This is a genomic window from Sphingobium sp. KKT206, from assembly GCF_055640555.1.
Window position 1 is genome coordinate 154981 of sequence record NZ_CM145764.1, and the last position, 25141, is coordinate 180121.

Genomic DNA, 25141 nt, shown 5'->3' on the forward strand with positions numbered 1-25141 from the left:
GAATCATTCCTTTCGCTTGGCCGGTGATTCGGGGCCGACCGCTTCCAAGGTGGGGTCCAAACAAAATGCGCGTGAGGTAAAATAAGGGCTTGACGCTTGTTTAAGTGCCTTAGTCTTTGATCCGAAAAATTTGCCTTCCTTCCGGCCGGAAGAGATTAAAAATAAATCGCAAGCTTTGCTTTGTGCCTCTCATAGGAAAATTTGAAAATCCGCAGGTCTGGCAGCCGGGAGGGGCTGTTGACGGCTGCAATTTCTCTCATGAAGTGGATGTCGCTCCGAATAATTCGGGGTGATCGCATCATCAAGGAGGCGATCAAACACGGAATGTTAGAGTAGGAAATGTTATATTGACCAACGATCAAGACCATACTGACTACGAACACAAAATGCCGGGCGTTGGTGGGCTGAAGCTCTATCGCCGATCCGCTGCCGAGCCGCTCGATACTGGCGGCGCAATCACCGCCGACCTGCATCTCAATGGGGGTGAAGAGGGGGCCGGGGGCAATTTACCCCCTTTGCCTCCATCCAACGCCGAGTTTGTGGCCGCTGTCATCGGTGACGTCGCGGAGGGCGCGCGGGCCGCGATCTGCTCGATTTCGGGTGAACCGGCTAATAACTGGCCAGCGCAGGTTGCGGATGACATCGCTCAGCAGTGCCCTCCTGGCCGAAACAACTATCTGAACTGTTCCAGCTTCACTCTTAACGAGGAAGGCGCGGTTCGGGCGAAATTGGAACGGTTTTCCGCTCTGCACTTCATCATGCTGGATGATGTTGGCACCAAGGTCGATGAAGCCAGATTGGACGGCTTCGACCCGACATGGAAAATCGAGACAAGCCCCGGCAACTTTCAGATGGGCATAAAGCTGTCCGAACCATTGCGCGATCGCAGGCAGGGTGAAAGGTTGCTGGATGCTATCATGGCGGCAGGCTTGTCCGATACCGGAGCTGGAGGGTTGGCCCGCTGGGCGCGGTTGCCGAATGCAATCAATGGAAAGGTAAAGCACCAGGACGAGGATCGTGTACCATTCCGTTGCCGGTTGGCGGCGCTGAATGCTGATGTCTCCTATACGATAGAAGAGTTGGCCAATGTGCTGTCCCTCGACATGACACCCCCTTTGCCTTCTTCTAACCGTCCCGCGCGACAAGAACACGGCCAGTTGCCGGGGGATGACGTGTTCACGCCGCGCCCCACTCAAAATCCCGTGCTATCTGCCTTGAAAGCGCGAGGTCTATACAAGCATCCGATATCGGAAGGCCGACACGATATCACTTGCCCATGGGCGGAGGATCATACCGATGGGCTGGATACGGGCGCAGCGTATTTCGAGCCGAGCGTTCAATATCCCAAGGGCGGCTTCAAATGCCAACATTCGCATGGCGATGAATATGGCGTGGGCAAACTGCTGAGCTTTCTGGACGTCGATCATGCCGCAGCGGAGGGCAAGCCGAAGATCAGGATGGTGAATGGTGCGATCGGACGAGTCGTTCGATCTGCTGAAAAGGTTCTGGCCATGTCGGGAGACTTTTACCAGTCTGGCGGAATGATCCTGGCAGTGCGCAAAGATGCGCGTTCGGGTGGTATCAGCACAGAAGTCGTTAATGAGCAGGCGCTGACGACAATCCTGTCCGACGCCGCCATCTGGGAACGGCTTGACGGCCGATCCAAAGGCTGGGTTTTGTCCGATCCCAGCCAGCGTGTTGTTCAAATGCTGATGAAGGGCGGCGTCTACCAGCATTTGCCGGTCCTGAACGGCATCGCGCGGCAGCCTTTCTTTCGCGAGGAGGATTTGGTGCTGGTGACCGAGCCGGGCTATGATCCAGTATCCGGGATTTACGCAGACTTTGTCCCTACCGACTATGACTTCCCCGAACCGACTAGGGAGGCGGCGTTAAAAGCGAAGCAGGAACTCAATCATCTCCTGCGCGAGTTCGAGTTTGCCACTGACGCGGATCGATCGGCGGCGCTCTCCGCAATGCTGACCGCAACTGTTCGTCCTACCCTGCCGCTGGCACCCGCCTATAACATCACGGCGTCAGCGCCCGGCAGCGGCAAAAGCTATCTTGCCAAAACCATCGTGCCCTTCGCAACGCCTGCGGATGCCCTGACCACGGGCTATCCGACCACCGCCGAAGAAGCATCAAAGGCGATGCTGGCAAGCCTGTTGCAAGCCCCGCCGGTCATCATATTCGACGATATGCAGACGGACTGGAAACCATTTGCGGCGATCAATCGGGCGCTGACGGCCGAAACTATTACCGAAAGGATATTGGGCGTCAGCCGCACGGCCTCTGTCAGCACCCGCACGCTTATCATGGGCAGCGGCAATAATGTCGGTCCGGTAGGCGACATGACCCGCCGCGTCGCCACCATCCGGCTATATGCCCGAACGGAAAATCCTGCGATGCGCAGCTTCAGCGATCGACCGGTCGATGTTCTAAAAGCGGGTCGGGGGCGATTTGTGTCCCATGCGCTCACCATCATGCGCGCTTGGATAGCGGCGGGACGGCCGAAAGCGGATGTGCCCGACATTGCCAGCTATGACGGGCTGTGGAACGATCTGTGTCGTCAGCCTCTGATATGGCTGGACGAACTGGACCCGGCGACGAGCCTGATCGAACAGGTGCAGGACGATCCATACCTCGATCCGCTTAGCGACTTGTTGACCGCATGGTATGCCTGCTTTGGCGAACAAACGGTGACAGTGCGCAAGGTCATAACGGCGGCTAGCGATCATCCTGATCTGGAAGAAGCACTCGCAGATCTGCCTTGGACAAATAACGGTGTGATCGACCGCAACAGGTTCGGCCACTACCTCAAAAAGAACGTGCAGCGGATCGTTGGGGGGCTGGAAATCCGCCACGGCGACTCCTCGGAACGCAAGTCATGGCGCGTCGTGAAGGTGCCGCTGGAAGGTGGAAAAGGGGGTAATCCGCCCTCTCTGCCCCCTCTGGATGGCTGATCGCGACGGTTGACGGTCTGACCGACAATGGCGTGCCCGGTGGCTCATCCTGCCGGGCACCTCCAGCCCGACCCTTGGTAAAATCCGGTTCCGCCCAAGGCAGCAGGCGCAATCTGCCCGTCCGGCTCCCGACCCCCTCGACTCCACCCGGCGACGCCTGTCATCGGTCGTGCAATTCTCCGCAAAAGTGGGCTCTCCCGCAATTTCGGTGCAGGCGTCGGGAACGAACCATGAATCTGGTAGATTCATGGAGGCTCCATAGAGGGAGCCTGTCGAGCCATGCCCAAGCGTATCTTGCCGCTTATTCCACGCCAGCTGATCGTGGAGGAGGTCATTGTCGAAACCGAGCGCATCGTGATCAATTGCCGGTCGCGGTTGTCTGCGCCCCGCTGTCCCAGCTGCCGACGCGTGTCGTCGCGGATGCACAGCAGATACAAGCGACGCATCGCCGATCTCCCATGGCAGGGGTGCCCGGTAGTACTCTGTATTCACGTTCGTCGGTTGCGGTGTGCCAACCGGAGTTGTGAGCAGCGTATCTTCGCCGAACGCGCTGAGGACGTTGCCGCCCGTCACGCTCGTCGCACGCTGCGCGTGCGTGATGTCCAGCGTTCCGTCGGCCTAGCCCTTGGCGGCGAAGCGGGTGCTCGTCTCATTGAGCGGCTTGGCATGCGCGTCAGTGCTGACACGATGCTTCGGATCGTTCGCGCTGATCGGCAGGTCCACCAGGGTGCGCCGCGTGTCCTGGGCGTTGACGATTGGGCATGGCGAAAGGGGCAGCGGTACGGCACCGTGCTGGTGGATCTCGAGGCCCACCAAGTCGTTGACTTGCTGCCGGATAGGGAGAGCGAGACCCTTGCCGACTGGCTGAAGTCCCACCCCGGCGCAGAGATTATCGCACGCGATCGGGCCGGCAGCTATGCCAAGGGCGCGCGCGAAGGTGCCCCTTTGGCTCGGCAGGTTGCTGATCGCTGGCACATGCTGCGCAATTGTTCGGATGCAATGCTCTCCGTCGTGGAAAGGCGATATAAGCTCGTTCGCGAAGTTGGACGCTCGCTGGCGAATGATGATGCTCAGGATCCACCGCCAGAACGACCAGCAACCCAGGGAATGTCCGGCAACGCGCTCGATCATCAAAGGCGAAGCCGAGCGCGGCGGAACAAGATGTTCGATGCGGTCGTCAGCCTGCGCGACAAAGGCTGGACCATTTCGGCAATCGCGCACGAAACCGGCCGAGATCGCAAGACGATCCGCCAGTGGCTTCTCGACAAACATCCTGGAACCTGGGAACGCGGATCGCGTCACCCCGCGAACGCCTTCGAAACATATCTCGTCTCGCGCTGGGAGGAAGGCTGCCGCAATGCCACTCAGCTTTACCGCGAGGTGTGCGGGCTCGGCTATCGTGGCGAAGCGCGCAGCTTTCGTCGCTGGATCAAGGCTCGGTTACGCGATGGCCTGTCGCCGTCTACAGCGCCATCCACCAGACACCCACGCTGGAAAGCACCATCCTCGCGACAGACGGTCAGGCTTCTCACCACGTCCAGCGATACACTCTGCCAGGACGATGCGCGGTTCGTCGATGCCGTGCGCGCCGCCTCGCCCATAATCGCGGAATGTGCCGACCTCGCGCGGCGTTTCCACGCAATACTGGTCGGACGCGACCCCGTAGAGTTCGAGCCATGGCTCGCCCAGGCACTTGGAAGCGCCATTGCTTCGTTCGCGCGCGGCCTCCGGCGCGATATCGATGCGGTGCGCGCCGCATTGATTTTACCGTGGAGCACTGGACCGGTCGAAGGCAAGATCAACAAGCTGAAGCTCATCAAGCGTTCCATGTACGGACGGGCTGGCCTCGACCTACTCCGGGCGCGTATCATGGTATGACACCTGCACCGAAATTGCGGGAGAGCCCAAAAGTGGGCTTTGAAAATTCCCTAGTTGGTGGCCCCTTCATCTCATTCTGCCGGGGCTAGCCCCGGCAGAATGAGATGAGCCGACATTGTCTGAGAACGGCGGAGCAATATTCGACCACGGTAGCGGCGGGATAGTCCTGCTGCGGGCGGCGTAAAAGTCGTCCACCTTGAAGCCTTTCTGCCGAGTCAGGGAGGTGTGGGGATCTACAGCGTGGAACTTTATCTTCAGGTCCGTCTGGCTTGCGCGGATGGCATGAGCCAACGGGCGGCGGCGAAGCGTTTCAATGTGTCGCGCGAAACGGTACGCAAGATGCTGTCGTTTTCATCGCCGCCGGGTTACCGGCGCCAGTCCGTACCGCAGCGCCCGAAGCTGGACGGGTTTGTGGCGATCATTGATGGATGGCTTGAGGGTGACCGCAGTGTCCCGCGCAAGCAACGCCATACGGCGAAGCGGGTATTCGACCGTTTGCGCACCGAGCATGGTTTCACCGGCGGCTATACGATCATCAAGGATTACATCCGGGAGCGCGAACAGCGCAGCCGGGAGATGTTCGTGCCGCTGGCGCACCCTGCGGGAGATGCGCAGGCCGATTTCGGGGAAGCGCTGGTGGAGATCGGCGGGGTGGAGCAGAAGGCCTACTTCTTCGCGCTCGATCTGCCGCACAGTGATGCCTGCTATGTGCGGGCCTATCCGGCGGCGGTGGCGGAGGCCTGGGTGGACGGACACGTGCATGCCTTCGCGTTTTTCGGCGCGGTACCGCGCTCGATCGTCTATGACAACGATCGCTGCCTTGTGACGAAGATCCTGCCCGACGGCACGCGGCAGCGTGCCACGCTGTTCAGCGCTTTCCTGTCACATTACGTGATCCGCGACCGCTATGCTCGCCCGGGCAAGGGGAACGAGAAAGGCAATGTGGAGGGGCTGGTAGGCTATTGCCGGCGCAACTTCATGGTGCCGATCCCGAAGTTCCCGACCTGGGAGGCGTTCAACCTGTGGCTGGAGGAGCAATGCCGCAAGCGCCAGCAGGACAAGGTGCGCGGGCAGAGCGAGACGATCGGTGAGCGGCTGCAGCGCGATCTCGCGGCCATGCAGCCTCTGCCCGCTACACCCTTCGAGGCCTGCGATCAGAAAGGCGGGCGGGTCTCCTCGCAATCCCTGGTGCGCTACAGGACCAACGATTATTCGGTTCCGGTGGCCTGGGGCCATCAGGAGGTCTGGATCAGGGCCTATGTCGATGAGGTGGTGATCGGCTGCCGCAGCGAAGTCATCGCCCGTCATCCTCGTTGCTATGCCCGCGAGGAGGTTGTCTTCGACCCGCTCCATTATCTCCCGCTGATCGAGCAGAAGATCAACGCATTCGACCAGGCTGCGCCTTTGCAGGGCTGGGACCTGCCCGAAGCGTTCACGACACTGCAGCGGTTGATGGAAGGGCGCATGCACAAACATGGCAGGCGCGAATATGTGCAGGTACTGCGCCTGCTGGAAACGTTCACCCTCGCCGATCTCCAGGCGGCGGTCGAACAGGCCATCGATCTTGGCGCCATCGGCTTCGATGCCGTCAAGCACCTCGTCCTGTGCCGGATCGAACGCGTACCGCCCAGGCTGGACCTGGACGTCTATCCCTTCCTGCCACGCACCACGGTCGAGAAGACCTTTGCCAGAGCCTATCTGAGCCTGCTCTCCGACCGGCAGGAGGCCGCATGAGCGATCAGGCCCCGGAGATCCTTCTCGCTCACCATCTCAAAGCGCTCAAGCTGCCTACGTGCCTGCGTGAGCATCACAAGCTCGCGCGGCAATGTGCCGCTGAAGGCGTCGATCATATCCGCTTCCTCGCCCGCCTCGTCGAGATGGAAATGATCGACAGGGAGCGTCGCATGGTCGAGCGGCGCATCAAGGCCGCGCGCTTCCCCGCCGTCAAAAGCCTCGACAGCTTCGACTTCGCCGCCATCCCCAGGCTCAACAAGATGCAGGTGCTCGAGATGGCGCGCTGCGAGTGGATCGAGCGGCGTGAGAACGCCATCGCTCTGGGGCCATCAGGCACCGGAAAGACGCACGTAGCGTTGGGGCTCGGACTGGCAGCATGCCAGAAAGGACTGTCGGTGGGCTTCACCACCGCGGCAGCGCTGGTCAGCGAAATGATGGAGGCCCGCGACGAGCGCCGTCTTCTGCGCTTCCAGAAGCAGATGGCCGGATACAAGCTGCTCATCATCGACGAACTGGGCTTTGTGCCGCTCTCCAAGACCGGCGCCGAACTGTTGTTCGAGCTGATCTCCCAGCGTTACGAACGCGGCTCCACCTTCATCACCAGCAACCTGCCCTTCGACGAATGGACCGAAACCTTCGGATCTGAGCGTCTCACAGGCGCGCTCCTCGATCGCCTGACCCATCACGTCAGCATCCTCGAGATGAACGGCGAAAGCTATCGCCTCGCGCACAGCCGGGCCCGCAAGGCCAAAACCAGACCCTGAAAATTACACCAATGCCGGGGGGAGTGGCCCTCGGGCTACGCCCTCACGCCACTCCCCCCGGCATGTAACACGATGGCCTGGTTTTACGCCGCCGAATGGCCGACTTTTGCTCCGCCGTTGACAGTTCCCGATGCAAGGGTTTGCTCGCAGTCTCTGGCGAGACGTAGGTTCCAATTGGTTCGTGCCGTCGTGCTTTCAACAACCCATCGGCGTTGTAGCACTTCGAATGATGTAGCTGTATCTGACCGCTTGATGATTTCGACGGTCCATTTCCCTGTTCGCCTCAGGGCCTCCCTGAGTTTGTCACCAGGATAGCCGACATCGGCGAAGACGTGCCGCATCCGGGTATAGCGCAGGTCGGATTTGAAATCGCTTCCTACCAAAGTGCCGTTAAAAGGAAACCGCGCAAACCGGACTTCTTCTGCGTTTGGGTCTGGCGTGGGTTAAACGGAAAATGCCGCCCCCATTCACCGAAAAACGGCAGAAAACCTCAACCCTCTTGCAAAGCGTCAAAGGCCTTCGTAATGCGGGGGTCACAGGTTCGAGTCCTGTAAGCGGCACCAGTCCTTTGGCCTTGCGGGCCGGGATATCCCCTGTGGAAGCGCGTCAACATCGTCCCGCGTGGGTTCTTCCAGGCGGGTGGGCTTTTGGGTGCAAGCCAGGGACGCTTGCTGGATTTCCGCCAGACGGCTTGCCGCATCGCGACATTGACAGGATTAAGACGAATTTATGCGAGGATATAGAGAACCCGGTTTTCAGGACAGGGTCGCCGCGGCCAAGGATGCCAAGACGAAGGCGCTGGAAAAGCTGAAGGCCAAGCCGCCGGTCGATGAAGCCGAGCAGGCCGAAAAGCTGGCGAATCGCCTGGCCAAGGAAGCGGCCGCGCGCGAACGGCGTGAAGCCAAGCTGCGCGAGAGGGAAGAAGCGGAGGCGGCGCGCAAGGCCGAGCGTGAGGCGGCGGCCGAGGCTGCGCTGCCGCCGCCAGCCATGACGGAAGCTGAACGCAAGGCGGCGCGCGATGCCCGCTATGCGGCGCGCAAGGCCCGCAAGTAAGATAAGGCGCAGGGCGGCTGTCGGGCTACATGGCCGCCCGCCCCGCGCCGTTGGCGGCCGCATTTGAAGGATGATTTCTGGACCAGTTGCACAGTGCCCATGCGCCGATCTATCGCGCTGACCCCGTCCTGCCTTTCCATGCCGACCCTTATGCGGCGGACTCTTCCCATCCGATCGAAGTCATCGATATCGCCGAGATTCCCGGCGGCGGACAGTTGCGGCTGCTGAAAAGCGGCGCTGATTTTTCGATCCAGTTCGGGTCGGAAGAATTGATGGGCAGTTGCGACCATGTGTCGGAAGAGGCGCTGGCACGGCTGACGTGCGAGCGGCTGGCCGATAATGATGGGCAAGTGCTGATCGGGGGGCTAGGCATGGGCTTTACGCTGGGCGCGGCGCTCGATGCCTGGTCACCGCGCGCGGCCATTATCGTGGCGGAACTGGTGCCCAAGATCGTGGAGTGGGCCAGGGGACCGTTGGCGCATGTCTTTGCCGATCGTCTGTCCGACCCGCGCGTCACGATCGACGTCGCCGACGTGCATGACGTGATTGCGGCGGCCAGCGACCGGTTCGATGCGATCCTGCTGGATGTCGACAATGGGCCTGACGGATTGATCCAGGCGGAAAATGAGCGGTTGTATTGCAATTGGGGCTTGCGCTCCGCTTATGGCGCACTGCGATCCGGGGGCGTGCTGGCGATCTGGTCGGCCTATCCGGCGCGGGGCTTTGACCGCAGGCTGGAACGAGCCGGGTTCGATGTCGAGGCCGTGCGGGTGCCCGCTTATGCCGGTAGCATCGACGATTGCCATCATATCTGGTTTGCGAGGAAGGTGGCCTAAATTGCGTGCAAAAGAGCTGTCGTTGGCCATTGTTGACGGCATCGACCGAACATGCTGATACCAAAAGCACATGAACGCGGCATAGGGGGAGAGTGATCATCTGGTTCGCAGACAAACCGGGCGTCAGAGGATTGATCGGCCGCGACAACTGGCTCTTCCTATGCGGTGATGGCAATGATGTGGTAAGCCAGCTCACGGGGCGGCAAGCCATATCCGAGGCACAGCTTGCGCAATATCAGCAGGTTTTCATGCGCCGCGCTGAAACGTTCGAGCAACTGGGAATACCCCATTTCTTCTTTATCGCTCCGACCAAGGAGGTGGTTTATCAGGACTGCCTTCCTATTGGCTATGACGTCGATATCACGCAGTCGCCCGCGGGTCGGATCATGGCAGCCGTCGAGGGTTGCGGTGTTCAAACGGTCTATCTCAAAGACCCGCTGATTGCTGCCCGGCAAAGCTATGGTCAGGTGTTTTGCAAGACCGATACGCATTGGAACGTCTGTGGCGGATACGCTGCCTATCGGGCGATCCATCAGCATATTTCCGCGCGGTTCGCACTTACCCCGCCGGTTCAGTGGCACCAATTGGCGACGCGCAATATCGAAGGATATCAGGGCGATCTCGCCAATAAACCCAAAGCCGTATTGGCTTCGGTCGATCCATTGCAATTTATCGACGTCGCTGACGATGATGTCCCGCCGGACATAAATTTCGAGACGATCATGGCCCTTCGGGGAAATATACCGTTCCAGAAAATGCCGGTGGATGACCATCTGCTGGTGTCCACCACCAGGGAAGCGATCGTCCATGAGATACCGGATTCGACCCTGCCGCGCGCAGTCGTGTTTCGGGATTCCTTCGCAATGGCGGTCATGCCTTTTCTGTCCCGGCATTTTTCCCGTATTGCCTATGTCTGGAAACCGGAGCCTAATTTCGATATCATCCGCAAGGAACGGCCCGATATTGTGATCAATCTCAATCTGGATCGGTTTTTGCGGGCCGTGCCCAAACAGTGATGGTTGAGTGGGCGGCAGCGATATCGACGCCCGCTGTGTAGGAAAGCGGGTTCACTCTTCCGCAAGGACCGCCAAGGCCGCTATGGTGGGGACATGATCGATCCTGCTACGCTTTCCGACGCCGATGCTGCCAACCGTTTGATGCGCCTGGCGCGCGAGGTGGCGAAGCATAATCGGCTTTATCATGACGACGACGCGCCGGAGATTACGGATGCGGCCTATGATGCGCTGATTGCAGAGAATAACGCGCTTGAAGCGGCGTTTCCGCATCTGGTGCGGGCCGATTCGCCCAATGCGCAGGTCGGGGCAGCGCCGACGTCGGCGCTCAAGAAAGTCGCGCATGCGCAGCGGATGATGAGCCTCGACAATGGCTTTGCCGATGCGGATATCAGCGAATTTATCGCGCGGGTTCGGCGTTTTCTGGCGTTGCCGGAGGATGCGCCGGTGGCGCTGACGGCCGAGCCGAAAATCGATGGCCTGTCCTGTTCGCTGCGCTACGAGAAGGGCGAATTGGTGCTGGCCGCGACGCGGGGGGACGGGGCGACGGGCGAGGATGTGACCGCCAATGTCCGCACCATCGCTGATATTCCCGATCGCCTGACGGGCGAAGCCGTGCCCGACCTGTTCGAGGTGCGGGGCGAGGTCTATATGGCGAAGGCAGATTTTACCGCGCTCAACGCCCGGCTGATGGCTGAGGCGGACGAGCCGGAGAAGGCGCGGCAATTTGCCAATCCGCGCAATGCCGCCGCCGGATCGCTGCGGCAGAAGGATGCGGGCGTGACCGCCAGCCGTCCCTTGCGCTTTCTGGCGCATGGCTGGGGCGCGCATAGCGATTTGCCTGCCGATACGCAGCTTGGCGTGATGCAGGCGATTGCGGCCTGGGGATTGCCCGTGTCCGACATGCTGGTGCGGGTCGAGACGCTTGAGGCGCTGCTGGCCCATTATCGCGGGATTGAGCGGGCGCGGGCTGACCTGCCGTTCGATATCGATGGGGTGGTGTATAAGGTCGACCGGCTTGATTGGCAGGGGCGGCTGGGCTTCGTCGCGAAAGCGCCGCGCTGGGCGATCGCGCATAAATTTCCGGCAGAACGGGCGCAGACGACGCTGGAGGCGATCGACATTCAGGTCGGGCGCACCGGCAAGCTGACGCCGGTAGGGCGGCTGACCCCGGTGACGGTCGGCGGGGTGGTGGTGTCCAATGTGACGCTGCACAATGCCGATGAGATTGCGCGGCTGGGCGTGCGGCCGGGCGACCGGGTCGTGGTGCAGCGGGCGGGTGACGTCATCCCGCAGGTGGTCGAGAATCTGAGCCGCGACGAGGATCGTGCGCCCTATGTCTTTCTGGCGCAATGCCCGATCTGCCAGAGCGAGGCGGTGCGCGAGGAGGGCGAGGTCGATTATCGCTGCACCGGCGGGCTGATCTGCCCGGCGCAACGGTTCGAGCGGTTGCGCCATTTCGTCAGTCGCGTCGCGCTGGACATTGAAGGGCTGGGCGAGAAATCGATTCAGGAGTTTCTGGATCTGGGCTGGATCTCCGAACCGGCCGATATTTTTCGCCTGAAACGCCATCGCGCCGAACTGGTCGGGCGCGAGGGGTGGAAGGAAAAGTCGGTCGACAATCTGCTCGCCGCGATCGAGGCGAAGCGCGCGCCCGATGCCGCGCGGCTGCTGTTCGGGCTGGGCATCCGCCATGTCGGCGCGGTGACGGCGCGGGATCTGTTGAAGCGCTACACGACGCTGGAAGCGGTGCGCGCGCTGGCCCAGGAGATCATGGCGCTGCGCGCGGCGGCACCGGAGGGCGAGACCCAGGCCAAGCGCGACAAGGCGATCGCCGAGCATATCGGGGTGGAGAATGTCGGCGCGGCGGTGGGCCATGCGCTCGCCGATTTCTTCCATGAGCCGCATAATGTGACGGCGTGGGACGATCTGCTGAGCGAAGTATCGCCGCCGCCTTATGTGGTGGAAACCACCGCCAGCGCGGTGACGGGGAAGACGATCGTGTTCACCGGCAAGCTGGAGACGATGAGCCGCGACGAGGCCAAGGCGCAGGCGGAGCGGCTGGGGGCCAAGGCGGCGGGATCGGTCAGTGCCAAGACGGACCTGGTGGTCGCGGGGCCGGGGGCGGGGAGCAAGCTCAAGCAGGCGAGCGCGCTGGGGATCGAGGTGATCAGCGAGGAGGCCTGGGCGGAGATTGTCAGGGCGGCGGGTTAGGCAAGAATAGCCCGTTCGTGCTGAGTAGAGACTGAGCTTGTCGAAGGCTCATATCGAAGCATCAAGCGATGCGCCTGATCCTTCGATATGCCATTTCGACTTCGCTCAATGGCTACTCAGGACGAACGGAGTTTGTTGGCGGCAACCAAGCTCAGAATACCGGCATGTTGGCCGGGTCTTCCGGGTCGACCACAGGGATAGGCGTGACGGGCGAGTGGATGCCGCATTCGACCTTGTCCCAGCCGCGCCAGCGGCCTGCGCGCGGGTCTTCGCCGGGCAGTACTTTCGACGTGCAGGGTTCGCAGCCGATCGAGAGATAGCCTTGCGCCTCCAGCGGGTGGCGGGGCAGGGCGTGGTCGGCGAAATAGACCTCCAGATCATCCTTGGTCCAGTCGCCCAGCGGGTTGATCTTGAGCCGCCCGTCCTCGACCTCGAAACGGGGCAGGTTCTGCCGGGTGACCGACTGGAACGCCTTGCGCCCGGAAATCCAGGCGTCGAGGCCATCCTTGGCGCGCTTCAATGGTTCGACCTTGCGGATTTCGCAGCAGCCGTCGGGATCATAGGACCAGCGCAGGCCGGTTTCATCCTTCTTTGCGATCACCTCGGCGATCGGCGTCACGGTGCGGCTGTCGGTGAAGCCGAAGGCGTCCATCAGCGTGTCGCGATAGGTCAGCGTTTCGGCGAACATCTTGAGCGTATCGACGAAGATCACCGGCACGGTCGGGTCCGCCTGCGCCACCAGATGCAGCAGCACGGCGCTTTCAGTGCCGAAGGAGGAGACGACCGCGACATTCCCGGCCAGTCCTTCGGCAAAGACGGTCTTGAGCATGTCCAGCGTGCCCACACCCTCGAACCGCGCGTTGAGAGCGTCCGCGTCCGCCTGAACGAAGGCGGGGCGGGTGTCGATGATGTCGAGCGTGCGGGCGGCTTCAGCCATTTTCTGTCTCCGGGTGCCGCTTGGCCCAAATGGGTGCGCGGCCATCGATCGTCTTTTGATAGACGTCTGCATAGCGGGTGAGCGCGCGGTCAACGGCGGCATCGTCAAGCGCCTTGGCCGGGTGGAAGCTATCGAAGCCGCAGCGGCGCATCGCAACGATCTGGTCCACCAGCACGTCGCCCACGGCGCGCAACTCGCCCTGATAGCCCGCCTCGCGCAGGATGCGCGCCGCCGAATAGCCGCGCCCGTCGCCAAAGCCGGGGAAGTTCACTTCGACCAGCGAGATGCGATCGAGGTGCGGCAGCAATTCGCGGGCGTCTTCACCAGGTTCGATGCGGACGGCGGTGGCGTTGGACTGGCCGGTGAAGGCCTCGACCGTCACGGCGGGTTCCTGCGTGGATTCGCCATCGCGGAAGGAGAGAAATTCAACCATGACGAAAATCTCCGTTCGTTTCGAGCGCAGTCGAGAAACGAGAAGCGCGCCCTAGCCGTGTCTCGACTTCGCTCGACACGAACGGCTGTGGGATGAAGGGGGCCTTACCCATAAATCGCCTCCTTGAAGGGCGTCATGCCGATGCGGCGATAGGTGTCGAGGAAGCGTTCGCCATCGGTGCGTTCCGCAAGATAGATGTCGGTGACCTTCTCGATCGCATCGACCACGCCATCTTCGGAGAAACCGGGGCCCGTGATCTGGCCGAGCGAGGCATCTTCCGCACCGGAACCGCCGAGCAGCAGCTGGAAATTCTCAACGCCGCGCCGGTCCACGCCCAATATGCCGATATGCCCGGCATGGTGATGGCCGCAGGCGTTGATGCAGCCCGAAATTTTGAGCTTCAATTCGCCCAAGTCCGCCTGCCGCTCCGCATCGGCGAAGCGCGCCGCGATCTTCTGCGCCAGGGGGATCGAGCGGGCATTGGCCAACGCGCAATAGTCGAGGCCTGGGCAGGCGATGATGTCGGTGATGAGGTCGAGATTGGCTTCGGCCAGCCCCGCCGCCGCCAGCTTCTGCCAGATGGCGTAAAGGTCCGCCTTCTTCACATGCGGCAGGACGAGGTTCTGCGCATGGGTGACGCGCAGTTCGTCGAAGGAATAGGTCTCGGCCAGGTCCGCCACCAGCGCCATCTGCTCGGCCGATGCATCGCCGGGGATGCCGTCGATCGGCTTCAGGCTGATGTTGACGATCGCATAGCCGGGCACCTTATGCGCCGCGACCTGCCGGTCGAGCCAGAGCGCGAACGCCCGGTCGCTGCGGTCGATCGTGTCGGACAGGCCGCTTTCATAGGCAGGCGGCGCGAAGAAGGCACGGATGCGGGCCAGTTCCTCGACCGGCGGGTTGAGGCCAAGCGTCCGCATATGGGCGAACTCTTCCTCGACCTGGCGCTTATATTCCTCGACGCCGATCTCATGGACCAGGATCTTGATCCGGGCTTTGTATTTGTTGTCGCGGCGGCCGTAGCGATTGTAAACGCGCAGGCAGGCTTCGAGATAGGAAATGATCTCATCCTCGGCCACGAAGTCGCGGATCAGCGGCGCGACCATCGGGGTGCGGCCCATGCCGCCACCGGCATAGACTTCCGCCCCGACGACACCGTCACGTTCCACCAGTTTGAGGCCGATGTCATGCAGGCGCATCGCCGCGCGATCATCGTCGGACGCGATCACCGCAATCTTGAACTTGCGCGGCAGATAGGTGAATTCGGGGTGGAAGCTCGACCATTGGCGCAGCAATTCGGCCCAGGGGCGGGGGTCCGCCACCTCGTCCGCGCTGACGCCGGCATATTGGTCGGAGCTGATGTTGCGGATGCAATTGCCCGATGTCTGGATGGCGTGCATCTCGACCGTCGCCAGTTCAGCGAGGATATCGGGCGCGTCGGCCAGCTTGATCCAATTATATTGCAGGTTCTGGCGGGTGGTGAAGTGGGCATAGCCCTTGTCATATTTGCCTGCAATCTCGCCCAGCTTGCGCATCTGCTTGCCCGACAGCGTGCCGTAGGGGATGGCGACGCGCAGCATATAGGCGTGGAGTTGCAGATAGAGGCCGTTCATCAGCCGCAGCGGCTTGAACTGGTCCTCGGTCAGCGCGCCGGCGAGGCGGCGCTGGGTCTGGTCGCGAAATTCCTCGACGCGGGCATCGACGATCGACTGGTCGTAGCTGTCATAACGATACATGGTTCAGATCACCCAGTTGCCGGCATCGGCATCGTTCGGTTTCAGGGTCAGGTCGGGGCGCACGGTCGGCCCCAGCGCGCGGATGCGGTCCTTGATATGGGCGGGGCGCACGCCGTCGTCGGTGATGGTCGCATCGATGACATAGGCACCCACGACGCGCAGCGCCGCTTCTTCGGCGCGGGCGAGATCGTCACCCTGCGCGCCGACATCGGCGGCATCGCCCACCTGGCGCGACCAGCCGTCGCCCGCCCACCAGATGACATCGCCGGACGCCAGATCATTACCCGTCAAAACCTTCACGAACGCATCTCCGCCCCATTACTCTGTCTTTGTGCCCAGCCGACCAGCACATCTTGCGCCAGCGCATGGCTCGCTACCTCGCCGACCACGATCAGCGCTGGGCTGATCACGGCTTCGCGTTCCACCATGTCACCCAAGTCGGCGAGCAGGGTGCGCAACGTCCGCATATCGGCGCGGGTGCCATTTTCCAGCACCGCGACCGGCAGATCGGGCGATACGCCATCGGCGATCAGCTTGTCGGCAATCTGCGCGGCGGTCGCCACGCCCATATAGATGACGAGCGTGCGGCCCTTGCCCGCGAGGCCCGACCAGTCCTGATCGGTCAACCCCTTGCACTGGCCCGCGACGAAGGTGACGGCGCTTGACGCATCGCGGTGGGTCAGTGGCAATTGCGCCTGTGCGGCGGCACCGATGGCGGCGCTGATGCCGGGCACGACCTCGACCGGCACGCCCGCCGCGCGGCAGGCATCGACTTCCTCGCCGCCGCGACCGAAGATGAAGGGATCGCCGCCCTTCAGCCGCACCACGGCTTCGCCTGCCAGCGCGCAGCGGACCAGCAGCGCGTTGATCGCGTCCTGCGGCATCGAATGGCGGCTGCGCTGCTTGGCGACGGAAATCAGTTCGGCGTCGGGCGAGGCGAGCGCGAGAATTTCGTCCGACACCAACCCGTCATGCACGATCAACCGCGCATCGCGGATCAGGCGCACGGCCTTGATCGTCAGCAGTTCCGGGTCGCCCGGACCCGCGCCCACCAGGTGGACGGTAGCAGGTGGAGTGTCAGCCATGCTTGCCATGTGGCCAAAGCGCGGGGCGAGTTCAATTCAGAATGCATATGGGCGGGGGTAGGAAATGTTTTGGCGGGGGACGGATCAGTCGCCCATGGCGCTGACGTCGATGTCCTTGAGGCCCACGCCGATCGCGGCGCGGGGCGTTTCTATTTCCGCCGACACGACCGGGTAGGCGCAATAGTCGGCGGCGTAATATGCGGTGGGCCTATGGTTGCCCGAAATGCCGACGCCGCCGAACGGCGCGGCGGAGGAGGCGCCGTTGGTCGGGCGGTTCCAGTTGATGACGCCCGCGCGGACATTGGCCCAGAATTGATTATATTGGTCGGGCGATCCGCCGATCAGCGAAGCGGACAGTCCATAGCGGCTGCTATTGGCCTGCGCGATCGCATCGCTGAACTCGGCGACGCGGACGACCTGGAGCAGCGGGCCGAACAGTTCGACATCGGGCGGTTCGGCCATGGCGGTCACGTCGATGATGGCGGGGCTCAGGAAGGGCAGGCCCTTTTTGGGGCGGACCATATGTTTGATCGGCTTGCCGCCATTGCTCATCAGCCAGAGGAAGCTTTCGGTCAGTCCGTCGGCGGTCGCATTGTCGATGACTGGCCCCATATAGGGCGTGGGGGTAGCATGGGGGTGATCGACGATCAGCCGGTCAGCCAGTTTCTTGACCTCCGCGATGAACCTATCGGCGATACTGTCCTTGACGATCAGGCGGCTGGCGGCGGTGCAACGCTGGCCACTGCTGAGGAAGGCGGACTGGACGACCAGCACGGCGGCGGCGTTGATTTCGGGCGTATCCCACACGACGATGGGGTTGTTGCCGCCCATTTCCAGCGCCAGGATCTTCGATGGCTGGGCTGCAAACTGGCGGTTGATCGCGATGCCGGTCTGGGCCGACCCGGTGAACAGGATGCCGCCGACATCGGGATGGGCGGCGAGCGCCTTGCCCGTGTCCTGTCCGCCGAGCAGCAGGCGCAGCGCGTCGAACGGGACGCCCGCCTCATGATAGAGTTTGACCAGCATCTCGCCGACCGCCGGGGTCTTTTCCGACGGCTTGAAGACGACCGCATTGCCCGCCAGCAGCGCGGGGATGATATGGCCATTGGGCAAATGGGCGGGAAGATTATAGGGGCCTAGCACCGCCATCACGCCATGCGGCTTATGCCGCACCGACTGCCGCGCGCCCAAGGCCGCTTCGAGCCGCTTCTGTCCGGTGCGTTCCGAATAGGCGGCGACCGAGATGTCGACCTTGGCCATTACCGCAGCCACTTCGGCATGGGCGTCCCATAAGGGCTTGCCGGTTTCGCGCGCGATGAGGTCCGCCAGCGCATCCTCGTTCCGGCGCACGACATTGACGAAGCGGCGCAGCGTTTCGATGCGCACAGCGATGGGCTGCGCCGCCCAGCGCGGCCAGGCGGCACGAGCACGCGCGACCTCCGCCTCCACGTCGCCCGCCTCACCCTGCCAAAGCAGGACGCCGGTGGCGGGTTCATAGGACGTCAGGGGGGTGGTCATATTGCGCTGATATGGGGGAAAAAGGTTAAGGAAGAAAGGGTGGTGGACGGGGGTTGCGATGGGTGGAGTGGCGCTGCCTGCCCTTTTCCACCAAAGCAAAAGGCCCGGCCGCGTGGGAGCGACCGGGCCTTTTGCGTGAGGCAGGACTGAAAGGATCAGCCGCTATAATACATGTCGAATTCGACCGGCGAGGGGGCCATTTCCCAGCGATATACTTCGGGCCACTTCAGTTCCATATAGGCGTCGATCTGGTCCTTGGTGAACACGCCGCCCTTGAGCAGGAAGTCCTGATCCTTTTCCAGGCTTTCGAGCGCTTCACGGAGCGAACCGCAGACGGTTGGCACCTTGGCCAGTTCGACCGGCGGCAGGTCATAGAGATTCTTGTCCATCGCTTCGCCGGGGTGGATCTTGTTCTCGATGCCGTCGATGCCCGCCATCAGCAAAGCGGCGGTGGCGAGGTAGGAGTTGGCGAGCGGATCGGGGAAGCGGAATTCGACGCGCTTCGCCTTGGTACCGGCACCATAAGGGATACGGCACGAGGCCGAGCGGTTGCGGGCCGAATAGGCGAGCAGCACGGGTGCCTCAAAGCCCGGCACCAGACGCTTGTAGCTGTTGGTGGTCGGGTTGGTGAAGGCGTTCAATGCCTTGGCATGCTTGATCACGCCGCCGATGAAGAACAGGCACGTTTCCGACAGGCCGGCATAGCCGTCACCGGCAAAGGTGTTCTGACCCTTGTTCCAGATCGAGATATGCGTGTGCATGCCCGACCCATTGTCCGCCTTGATCGGCTTGGGCATGAAGGTCGCGGTCTTGCCATAGGCCTGGGCGACCATCTTCACGACATATTTGTAGATCTGGATACGGTCGCAGGTTTCCACGAGCTTGCCGAAGGTCAGGCCCAGTTCGTGCTGGCTGCCCGCGACTTCATGATGATGCTTGTCCATGGGCAGGCCCATTTCCATCAGTGTGGTCACCATTTCGGCGCGGATGTCGGTGGTCACATCGACCGGGCCGACCGGGAAATAGCCGCCCTTGGCGCGCGGGCGGTGGCCCATATTGCCGCCATCATAGCTGGTGCCGGTGTTGGTCGGCAGTTCGACATCGTCCAGCTTGTAGAAGGACGAGGCATAGGTGTTGTCGAATTCGACGCTGTCGAACATGAAGAATTCGGGTTCCGGGCCGATATAGACCGTGTCGCCGAGGCCAGTCGACTGCAGGAACATTTCGGCGCGCTTGGCGGTCGAACGGGGGTCGCGCGAATAGAGCGAGCCGTCGAGCGGTTCGACGATGTCGCAGACCAGGATCATCATCGGCGTCGCGCTGAACGGATCGAAGAAGACCGCGTCCAGATCGGGCTTGAGGATCATGTCCGATTCGTTGATTTCCTTCCAGCCCTCGATCGAGGAGCCGTCGAACATCAGGCCGTCGGTCAGTTCATCTTCGCCAATGACGTTGGCGCACATGGTCAGGTGATGCCAGGTGCCCTTGGGATCGGTGAAGCGGACATCGACCCATTCGATCTCCTTTTCTGCGATCATCTTCAGGATGTCTTTTGGCGTATTGGCCATGTGCAGTTGCCCTTCTCTCAAGATACCCCCCCGAAGGGGTAAGGTGGATGCCCATCATGTTCCGGTCTGCGAAGAACCGGGCAGAAATTTACATAGTGCCAGCCTGCAAGTCCGGCTGGCGGAGAACCATCAGATCGCGTCGCTATCCCGCTCGCCGGTACGGATGCGGACGGCGCCCTCGATATTGGAGATGAAGATCTTGCCATCGCCGATGCGGCCGGTCTGCGCAGCGGCGCAGATCGCTTCGACCACACGGTCGGCCAGCGCGTCGTCGACGACGACCTCCAGCTTCACCTTCGGCAGGAAGTCGACGACATATTCAGCGCCGCGATAGAGTTCGGTATGGCCCTTCTGGCGGCCGAAACCCTTGGCTTCGGTCACGGTGATGCCGGACACGCCCACTTCGTGCAGCGCTTCCTTCACCTCGTCCAGCTTGAACGGCTTGATGATCGCTTCGATCTTTTTCATCACTCGTAATCCCAACCCATGACGCCCGACAGGATGCGGTCGATCCGCATCCCTCTCTCCCGTGCGAGAGACGAACATCATGCCCCCCTTGGCCTGCGTCGTCTCTCTTAATCTTCAATTACCGTGCCAATTGGCGAATCGCCTGGATATGCTTTCGGCGATGCCGCAATCTTTGTCCATATTGCCCGGATTCAGGGCAATTTCCTGTGGCTGTGCCCGTTTTTTAAGCAGTAATGTGAACCATCAAAGATAGGGCGGCGCGTCGAGACCGGCGGGGCTTTTGGTGAAAATCTCGCAGCCGGTTTCGGTGATGCCGATACTATGTTCGAACTGGGCCGACAGGGTGCGGTCGCGCGTTACCGCCGTCCAGCCATCGTCCAGCATCTTCACGCCCGCCTTGCCGATGTTGATCATCGGTTCGATGGTGAAGAACATGCCGGGCTTTAATTCGGGGCCAGTGCCGGGGCGACCGACATGGACCACCTCCGGGCTGTCATGAAAGACGCGGCCTAGGCCATGGCCGCAAAAGTCGCGGACCACGCCATAGCGGTGCTTTTCGGCATGGCGCTGGATCACCGCGCCGATGTCGCCGAGATGATTGCCGGGCTTGGCCTGTTCGATGCCCAGCATCAGACATTCATAGGTCACCTCGACCAGGCGGCGCGCCTTGATCGGCGCTTCGCCCGCGATGAACATGCGGCTGGTGTCGCCATGCCAGCCATCGACCAGGGGGGTGACGTCGATATTGACGATGTCACCATCTTTCAGCCGATAGTCGCCGGGGATGCCGTGGCAGATGACATTGTTGATCGATGTGCAGCAACTATGGGTATAGCCGCGATAGCCCAGCGTCGCGGGCACGCCGCCGCCGTCGAGCGTCATGCGCCGGACGATATCGTCCAGTTCGCCGGTCGTGACGCCCGGCACGACATGCGGCACCAGCGCGTCGAGTATCTCGGCGGCGAGCCGTCCGGCCTTGCGCATGCCAGCAAAACCGGCTGCGTCATAGAGTTTGATCGCAGTCGAGCGGGAGATCGGCGCGTCCGCCGTCATCGTCATATATTCGGTCATGGCATGACTATAGGGGCAGATGCGCGATAATGCGAGAGGGCGGCTAGGCAGCGCGACCAGCGCAGGCTATGCAGCCGCCATGGCCGATACCACCCGCATCTGGACCGCAGCGCTGATCGTGATCGGCGACGAGATATTGTCTGGCCGGACCCAGGACAAGAATGTGGCGCAGATCGCCCTGTGGCTCAATGTCCAGGGCATTCGCCTGCGTGAAGTGCGGGTCGTCGCCGACGATCAGGATGCGATCGTCGAGGCGGTCAACATATTGCGGGCACGCAACGACTATCTCTTCACGACCGGCGGCATCGGGCCTACTCATGATGACATCACCGTCGATGCGATCGCAGCGGCGCTGGGCGTGGCGGTGGAAATCCATCCGCAGGCGCGGGCGATGCTGGCGGGCTATTATGAAACGCGCGGCGGGCTGACCGATGCGCGGCTGCGCATGGCGCGGGTGCCCGCGGGTGCGAGCCTGATCGAAAATCGCATGTCCGGCGCGCCCGGCATCCGGCATGGCAATATCTTCATCATGGCGGGCGTCCCGCACATCACCGCCGGGATGCTCGATAAGCTGACGGGTACGCTGGAGGGTGGCGTGCCCGTCCAGTCCGCGACCGTCGGCTGCTGGGTCGCGGAAAGCGAGATTGCCGACCTGTTGGGTGCGACCGAGCGCGCGCATGAGGGCTGCCAGATCGGTAGCTACCCCTTCTTTCGTGAAGGCCGCACCGGCGCGAATTTCGTGGTGCGATCGACCGATAGCGACAAGCTCGACGCCTGCGTTACGGCATTGTCTCAAGGCCTTGAAGCGGGCGGTTGGCCCGTGACGGCCGGGGGCATCTGACACCCCCCGCCGCCGGTCAGCGTTCGCGCGGCCGGTTCAGGTGCGAGATCACCCCGCGCAGCGTCCGCACCTCCAGATGGTTCCAGCCCGGCTTGGTCAGCAGGTTGCGCAGCGTCAGCTTGGTCGCGGGCGCGCGGTCGGGCGGGAAGAAATAGCCGACCTTTTCCAGCAACGTGGTGAACTGGTCGATCATGCCCTCCAATTCCTCCTGCGGCGCGGGGACGCCAAGGTCGGTGATGGTGGGCTGGGCGAGGTTCGCCTGCTTCGACCATTCATAGGCGCACAGGATGACCGCTTGCGCGAGGTTCAGCGAGCCGAATTCGGGGTTGATGGGGACGGTCAGGATTTTGCGGGCTAGGGCGACATCCTCGGTTTCCAGGCCGGAGCGTTCTGGGCCGAAAATATAGGCACAGCGGCCCTGGGCGGCATGGATTTCCCGCGCGGCTTCTTCGGGCGTGACCACCGGCTTGGTGACGCCGCGCTTGCGGACCGTGGTGGCGTAGACATGGGCGCAGTCGGCGACGGCGTCGGCCAGCGTTTCATAGACTTGGGCCTGATCGAGGATGAAATCCGCGCCCGCGGCCGATGGGCCTGCGTCGGGATTGGGCCAGCCATCGCGCGGCGTGACCAGCCGCATCTCGGTCAGCCCGAAATTGAGCATCGCACGCGCGGCCTTGCCGATATTCTCGCCCAGTTGCGGGCGGACGAGGACGATGACGGGGGGTGGGGGTGTAGATTCTATCATGTTACCGTTCGTCCTGAGGTGGGGCTGAGCCTCTTCTAACGCCGTTCGGTTCGAGCCAGGGTCGAGCGTAGTCGAGAACCGTGGTCGAGAACGTGCAGCGTCTGAAACCGCTTCCCAATCCCCTCGAATCAAGGCTTCTTTCTTTTTGCGCGACCAATCCTTCACCTGGCGCTCGCGCTCCAGCGCGTCGATCCGGTCCGTGAAGGTTTCGCTGAACACCAGTTCTACCGGGCGTCGATCATGCGTGTAGCCCGGAATTTCCCCGGACTGATGTTGGCCGATACGCCGTTCCAGATCGTCGGTGTGGCCCGTATAATAGCTGCCATCGGCGCAGCGGAGGATGTAAATCCAGAAACTCATGTTGCGCGTTGTTCTCGACAAGCTCGAACCGAACGGAGGGTGGTGTTCGGGGCGAACGGAGGCAGGAGCGTGTTCACCCACCCACTTCCTTCACCGTGCCGGCGAAATCTTCGAAATCCTTGGCATCAGTGAAGTCCTTATAGACGCTGGCGAAGCGGATATAGGCGACGCTGTCGAGGCGTTTGAGGCCTTCCATCACCATTTCGCCGATGGCGCGGGCGGGGACTTCGGTGTCGCCGCTGGTTTCGAGCTGGCGCTGGATGCCGGAGATCAGCTTTTCGATCCGGCTGGGGTCGATCGGGCGCTTGCGGCAGGCGATGCCGATCGAGCGGGCGAGCTTGTCGCGTTCGAACGCTTCCTTGCGGCCCTCGCTTTTGACCACCCAGATGTCGCGGAGCTGGATGCGCTCGAAGGTGGTGAAGCGCGCGGCGCACGCTTCGCACTGGCGGCGGCGGCGGATGGCGGCACCATCTTCCGTCGGCCGGCTGTCCTTCACCTGGCTGTCTTCATGGGAACAGAAGGGGCAGCGCATGATCTAATCAATCTCCGTTCGTTTCGAGCGTGTCGAGAAACGTCTGTGCGAGCGTGTCTCGACTGCGCTCGACACGAACGGCCTGTTTTGTCCTCAGTAGATCGGGAACCGCCCGGTCAGCGCCAGCACCTTCTCGCGCACATGCGCTTCGACCTGGCCGTCGCCGTCATCGCCATTGCGCTTGAGGCCTTCGACGACCTGCGCGATCAACTCGCCGATCTCGCGGAATTCCGCTTCGCCGAAACCGCGCGTGGTGCCGGCCGGGGTGCCGAGGCGCACGCCCGACGTCACGAACGGGCTGGCGGTGTCGAACGGCACATTATTCTTGTTGCAGGTGATGTAGGCGCGGTCGAGCGCCTTTTCCGCAGCCTTGCCGGTGGTGTTCTTCGCGCGCAGATCGACCAGCATCAGGTGATTGTCGGTGCCGCCCGACACGATCGACAGGCCAGCATCCGCCAGCGTTGCGGCCAGCGTCTTGGCATTGGCGACGATCTGGTGGGCGTAGGCCTTGAACTCAGGCGTCAGTGCTTCCTTGAACGCTACCGCCTTGGCGGCGATGATGTGCATCAGCGGGCCACCCTGCAGGCCGGGGAAGATGGCGCTGTTGAACTTCTTGGCCAGTGCCTCGTCATTGCACAGGATGATGCCCGAACGGGGACCACGCAGCGACTTGTGGGTCGTGGTGGTGGTGACATGGGCGTGAGGGACGGGCGAGGGATGCGCGCCGCCCGCGACCAGGCCGGAGAAATGCGACATGTCGGCGAGCAGATAGGCACCCACTTCGTCGGCGATTTCGCGGAAGCGTTCGAAATCCCAGTGGCGCGAATAGGCGGTGCCGCCGCAGATGATGAGCTTGGGCTTGCTCTCGCGCGCGATGCGGGCGACCTCGTCCATGTCGATCATATGATCGTCAGCACGCACGCCATAGGCGATGGGGTTGAACCACTTGCCCGACATGTTGACCGGCGATCCATGGGTCAGATGGCCGCCCGACGACAGGTCAAGGCCCATGAAGGTGTCGCCCGGCTGGAGCAGGGCGAGGAACACGGCCTGGTTCATCTGGCTGCCGCTATTGGGCTGGACGTTGGCGAATTTCGCGCCGAACAGCTCTTTCGCCCGTTCGATCGCCAGCGTTTCGACGACGTCGGCATATTCGCAGCCGCCATAATAGCGCTTGCCCGGATAGCCTTCGGCATATTTGTTGGTGAAGATCGAGCCTGCGGCCTCCAGCACGGCTTTCGATGCGATATTTTCGGACGCGATCAGTTCGATCTTGTCCTGCTGGCGCTTCAATTCATGTTCGATCGCGCCGAAGATTTCGGGGTCCGCGCTGCTAAGCGATTCGCTGAAAAAGCCGTCCTGACGGATGGCCGGGCTGAGGGTGTCGATGCTCAT

The 25141-nt window shown here is 62.2% G+C and carries 21 protein-coding genes and 1 pseudogene; 9 read left to right on the top strand and 13 right to left on the bottom strand.

Annotation, left to right across the window (positions count from 1 at the left end):
- Positions 1–347 precede the first annotated feature (347 nt).
- The 4 genes from ACZ2HM_RS00720 to istB all read left to right on the top strand — a co-directional run bounded on the left by ACZ2HM_RS00720 (position 348) and on the right by istB (position 7336).
- A complete protein-coding gene (locus tag ACZ2HM_RS00720) occupies positions 348–2960 on the top strand; it encodes a DNA-primase RepB domain-containing protein (protein ID WP_470425946.1) in 2613 nt (870 codons plus the stop codon).
- Positions 2961–3239: 279 nt separating this feature from the next.
- Positions 3240–4838, top strand: coding sequence for an ISL3 family transposase (locus ACZ2HM_RS00725; protein WP_470425395.1), 1599 nt, complete (start codon positions 3240–3242; stop codon positions 4836–4838).
- A 240-nt stretch (positions 4839–5078) separates the two neighbouring features.
- On the top strand, positions 5079–6572 hold the full coding sequence (istA, locus tag ACZ2HM_RS00730) for an IS21 family transposase (protein ID WP_011950768.1): 1494 nt from the start codon (positions 5079–5081) through the stop codon (positions 6570–6572).
- Entirely contained in the window at positions 6569–7336 is a 768-nt protein-coding gene (istB, locus tag ACZ2HM_RS00735; RefSeq protein WP_007686288.1) for an IS21-like element ISSsp5 family helper ATPase IstB, read from the top strand. The genes istA and istB overlap by 4 nt, the downstream gene beginning before the upstream one ends.
- Before the next feature lie 83 nt (positions 7337–7419).
- On the opposite strand, the pseudogene ACZ2HM_RS00740 reads toward istB, so the two are convergent.
- A pseudogene (locus ACZ2HM_RS00740) lies at positions 7420–7677 on the bottom strand (transposase); the annotation flags it as partial.
- 388 nt (positions 7678–8065) lie between these two features.
- On the opposite strand from ACZ2HM_RS00740, the gene ACZ2HM_RS00745 reads away from it, so the two are divergent.
- The 4 genes from ACZ2HM_RS00745 (at position 8066) to ligA (ending at position 12452) form a co-directional block, all read left to right on the top strand.
- Complete coding sequence (locus ACZ2HM_RS00745) at positions 8066–8389, top strand: DUF6481 family protein (RefSeq protein ID WP_037476861.1); 324 nt, start codon at positions 8066–8068, stop codon at positions 8387–8389.
- A gap of 128 nt (positions 8390–8517) precedes the next feature.
- Entirely contained in the window at positions 8518–9225 is a 708-nt protein-coding gene (locus ACZ2HM_RS00750; RefSeq protein ID WP_470426894.1) for a polyamine aminopropyltransferase, read from the top strand.
- Between the two features lie 92 nt (positions 9226–9317).
- On the top strand, positions 9318–10241 hold the full coding sequence (locus ACZ2HM_RS00755; protein WP_470425947.1) for an alginate O-acetyltransferase AlgX-related protein: 924 nt from the start codon (positions 9318–9320) through the stop codon (positions 10239–10241).
- A 93-nt stretch (positions 10242–10334) separates the two neighbouring features.
- Positions 10335–12452 carry an NAD-dependent DNA ligase LigA gene (ligA, locus tag ACZ2HM_RS00760; RefSeq protein ID WP_470425948.1) on the top strand — a complete coding sequence of 706 codons (2118 nt, stop codon included), beginning with the start codon at positions 10335–10337 and terminating at the stop codon, positions 12450–12452.
- 151 nt (positions 12453–12603) lie between these two features.
- On the opposite strand, the gene ACZ2HM_RS00765 is transcribed toward ligA, so the two are convergent.
- The 9 genes from ACZ2HM_RS00765 to map all read right to left on the bottom strand — a co-directional run bounded on the left by ACZ2HM_RS00765 (position 12604) and on the right by map (position 21268).
- Positions 12604–13389 (bottom strand): phosphoadenylyl-sulfate reductase, encoded by a 786-nt coding sequence (locus ACZ2HM_RS00765; protein WP_037476859.1) that lies wholly within the window; start codon positions 13387–13389, stop codon positions 12604–12606.
- Positions 13382–13822 carry a DUF934 domain-containing protein gene (locus ACZ2HM_RS00770; protein WP_470425949.1) on the bottom strand — a complete coding sequence of 147 codons (441 nt, stop codon included), beginning with the start codon at positions 13820–13822 and terminating at the stop codon, positions 13382–13384. The genes ACZ2HM_RS00765 and ACZ2HM_RS00770 overlap by 8 nt, the downstream gene beginning before the upstream one ends.
- 104 nt (positions 13823–13926) lie before the next feature.
- Entirely contained in the window at positions 13927–15558 is a 1632-nt protein-coding gene (locus tag ACZ2HM_RS00775) for a nitrite/sulfite reductase (protein WP_470425950.1), read from the bottom strand.
- 3 nt (positions 15559–15561) lie between these two features.
- Complete coding sequence (locus ACZ2HM_RS00780; RefSeq protein ID WP_470425951.1) at positions 15562–15858, bottom strand: DUF2849 domain-containing protein; 297 nt, start codon at positions 15856–15858, stop codon at positions 15562–15564.
- Positions 15855–16643 (bottom strand): uroporphyrinogen-III C-methyltransferase, encoded by a 789-nt coding sequence (cobA, locus tag ACZ2HM_RS00785; RefSeq protein WP_470425952.1) that lies wholly within the window; start codon positions 16641–16643, stop codon positions 15855–15857. Before cobA ends, ACZ2HM_RS00780 begins: the two co-directional genes overlap by 4 nt.
- Before the next feature lie 84 nt (positions 16644–16727).
- Complete coding sequence (astD, locus tag ACZ2HM_RS00790; protein ID WP_470425953.1) at positions 16728–18161, bottom strand: succinylglutamate-semialdehyde dehydrogenase; 1434 nt, start codon at positions 18159–18161, stop codon at positions 16728–16730.
- Positions 18162–18316: 155 nt separating this feature from the next.
- Complete coding sequence (gene glnA, locus ACZ2HM_RS00795; RefSeq protein ID WP_037476854.1) at positions 18317–19729, bottom strand: type I glutamate--ammonia ligase; 1413 nt, start codon at positions 19727–19729, stop codon at positions 18317–18319.
- A gap of 129 nt (positions 19730–19858) precedes the next feature.
- On the bottom strand, positions 19859–20197 hold the full coding sequence (locus tag ACZ2HM_RS00800; RefSeq protein WP_037476853.1) for a P-II family nitrogen regulator: 339 nt from the start codon (positions 20195–20197) through the stop codon (positions 19859–19861).
- 243 nt (positions 20198–20440) lie between these two features.
- The gene (map, locus tag ACZ2HM_RS00805) at positions 20441–21268 is read right to left on the bottom strand and encodes a type I methionyl aminopeptidase (protein WP_037476852.1); all 828 of its coding nucleotides are present in this window, start codon (positions 21266–21268) and stop codon (positions 20441–20443) included.
- Positions 21269–21347: 79 nt separating this feature from the next.
- Here map and ACZ2HM_RS00810 point away from each other — a divergent pair, with 79 nt between their 5' ends.
- Entirely contained in the window at positions 21348–22109 is a 762-nt protein-coding gene (locus ACZ2HM_RS00810; protein WP_470426895.1) for a competence/damage-inducible protein A, read from the top strand.
- Positions 22110–22125: 16 nt separating this feature from the next.
- Here the strand turns inward: ACZ2HM_RS00810 and ACZ2HM_RS00815 are convergent, their stop codons facing one another.
- From ACZ2HM_RS00815 to glyA, 3 genes are all read right to left on the bottom strand, one after another.
- Positions 22126–23214 carry a TrmH family RNA methyltransferase gene (locus tag ACZ2HM_RS00815; protein WP_470425954.1) on the bottom strand — a complete coding sequence of 363 codons (1089 nt, stop codon included), beginning with the start codon at positions 23212–23214 and terminating at the stop codon, positions 22126–22128.
- Positions 23215–23287: 73 nt separating this feature from the next.
- Positions 23288–23746, bottom strand: coding sequence for a transcriptional regulator NrdR (gene nrdR / locus ACZ2HM_RS00820; RefSeq protein WP_037477501.1), 459 nt, complete (start codon positions 23744–23746; stop codon positions 23288–23290).
- 93 nt (positions 23747–23839) lie between these two features.
- Positions 23840–25141, bottom strand: a complete 1302-nt coding sequence (glyA, locus tag ACZ2HM_RS00825) for a serine hydroxymethyltransferase (protein ID WP_037477503.1) — start codon at positions 25139–25141, stop codon at positions 23840–23842.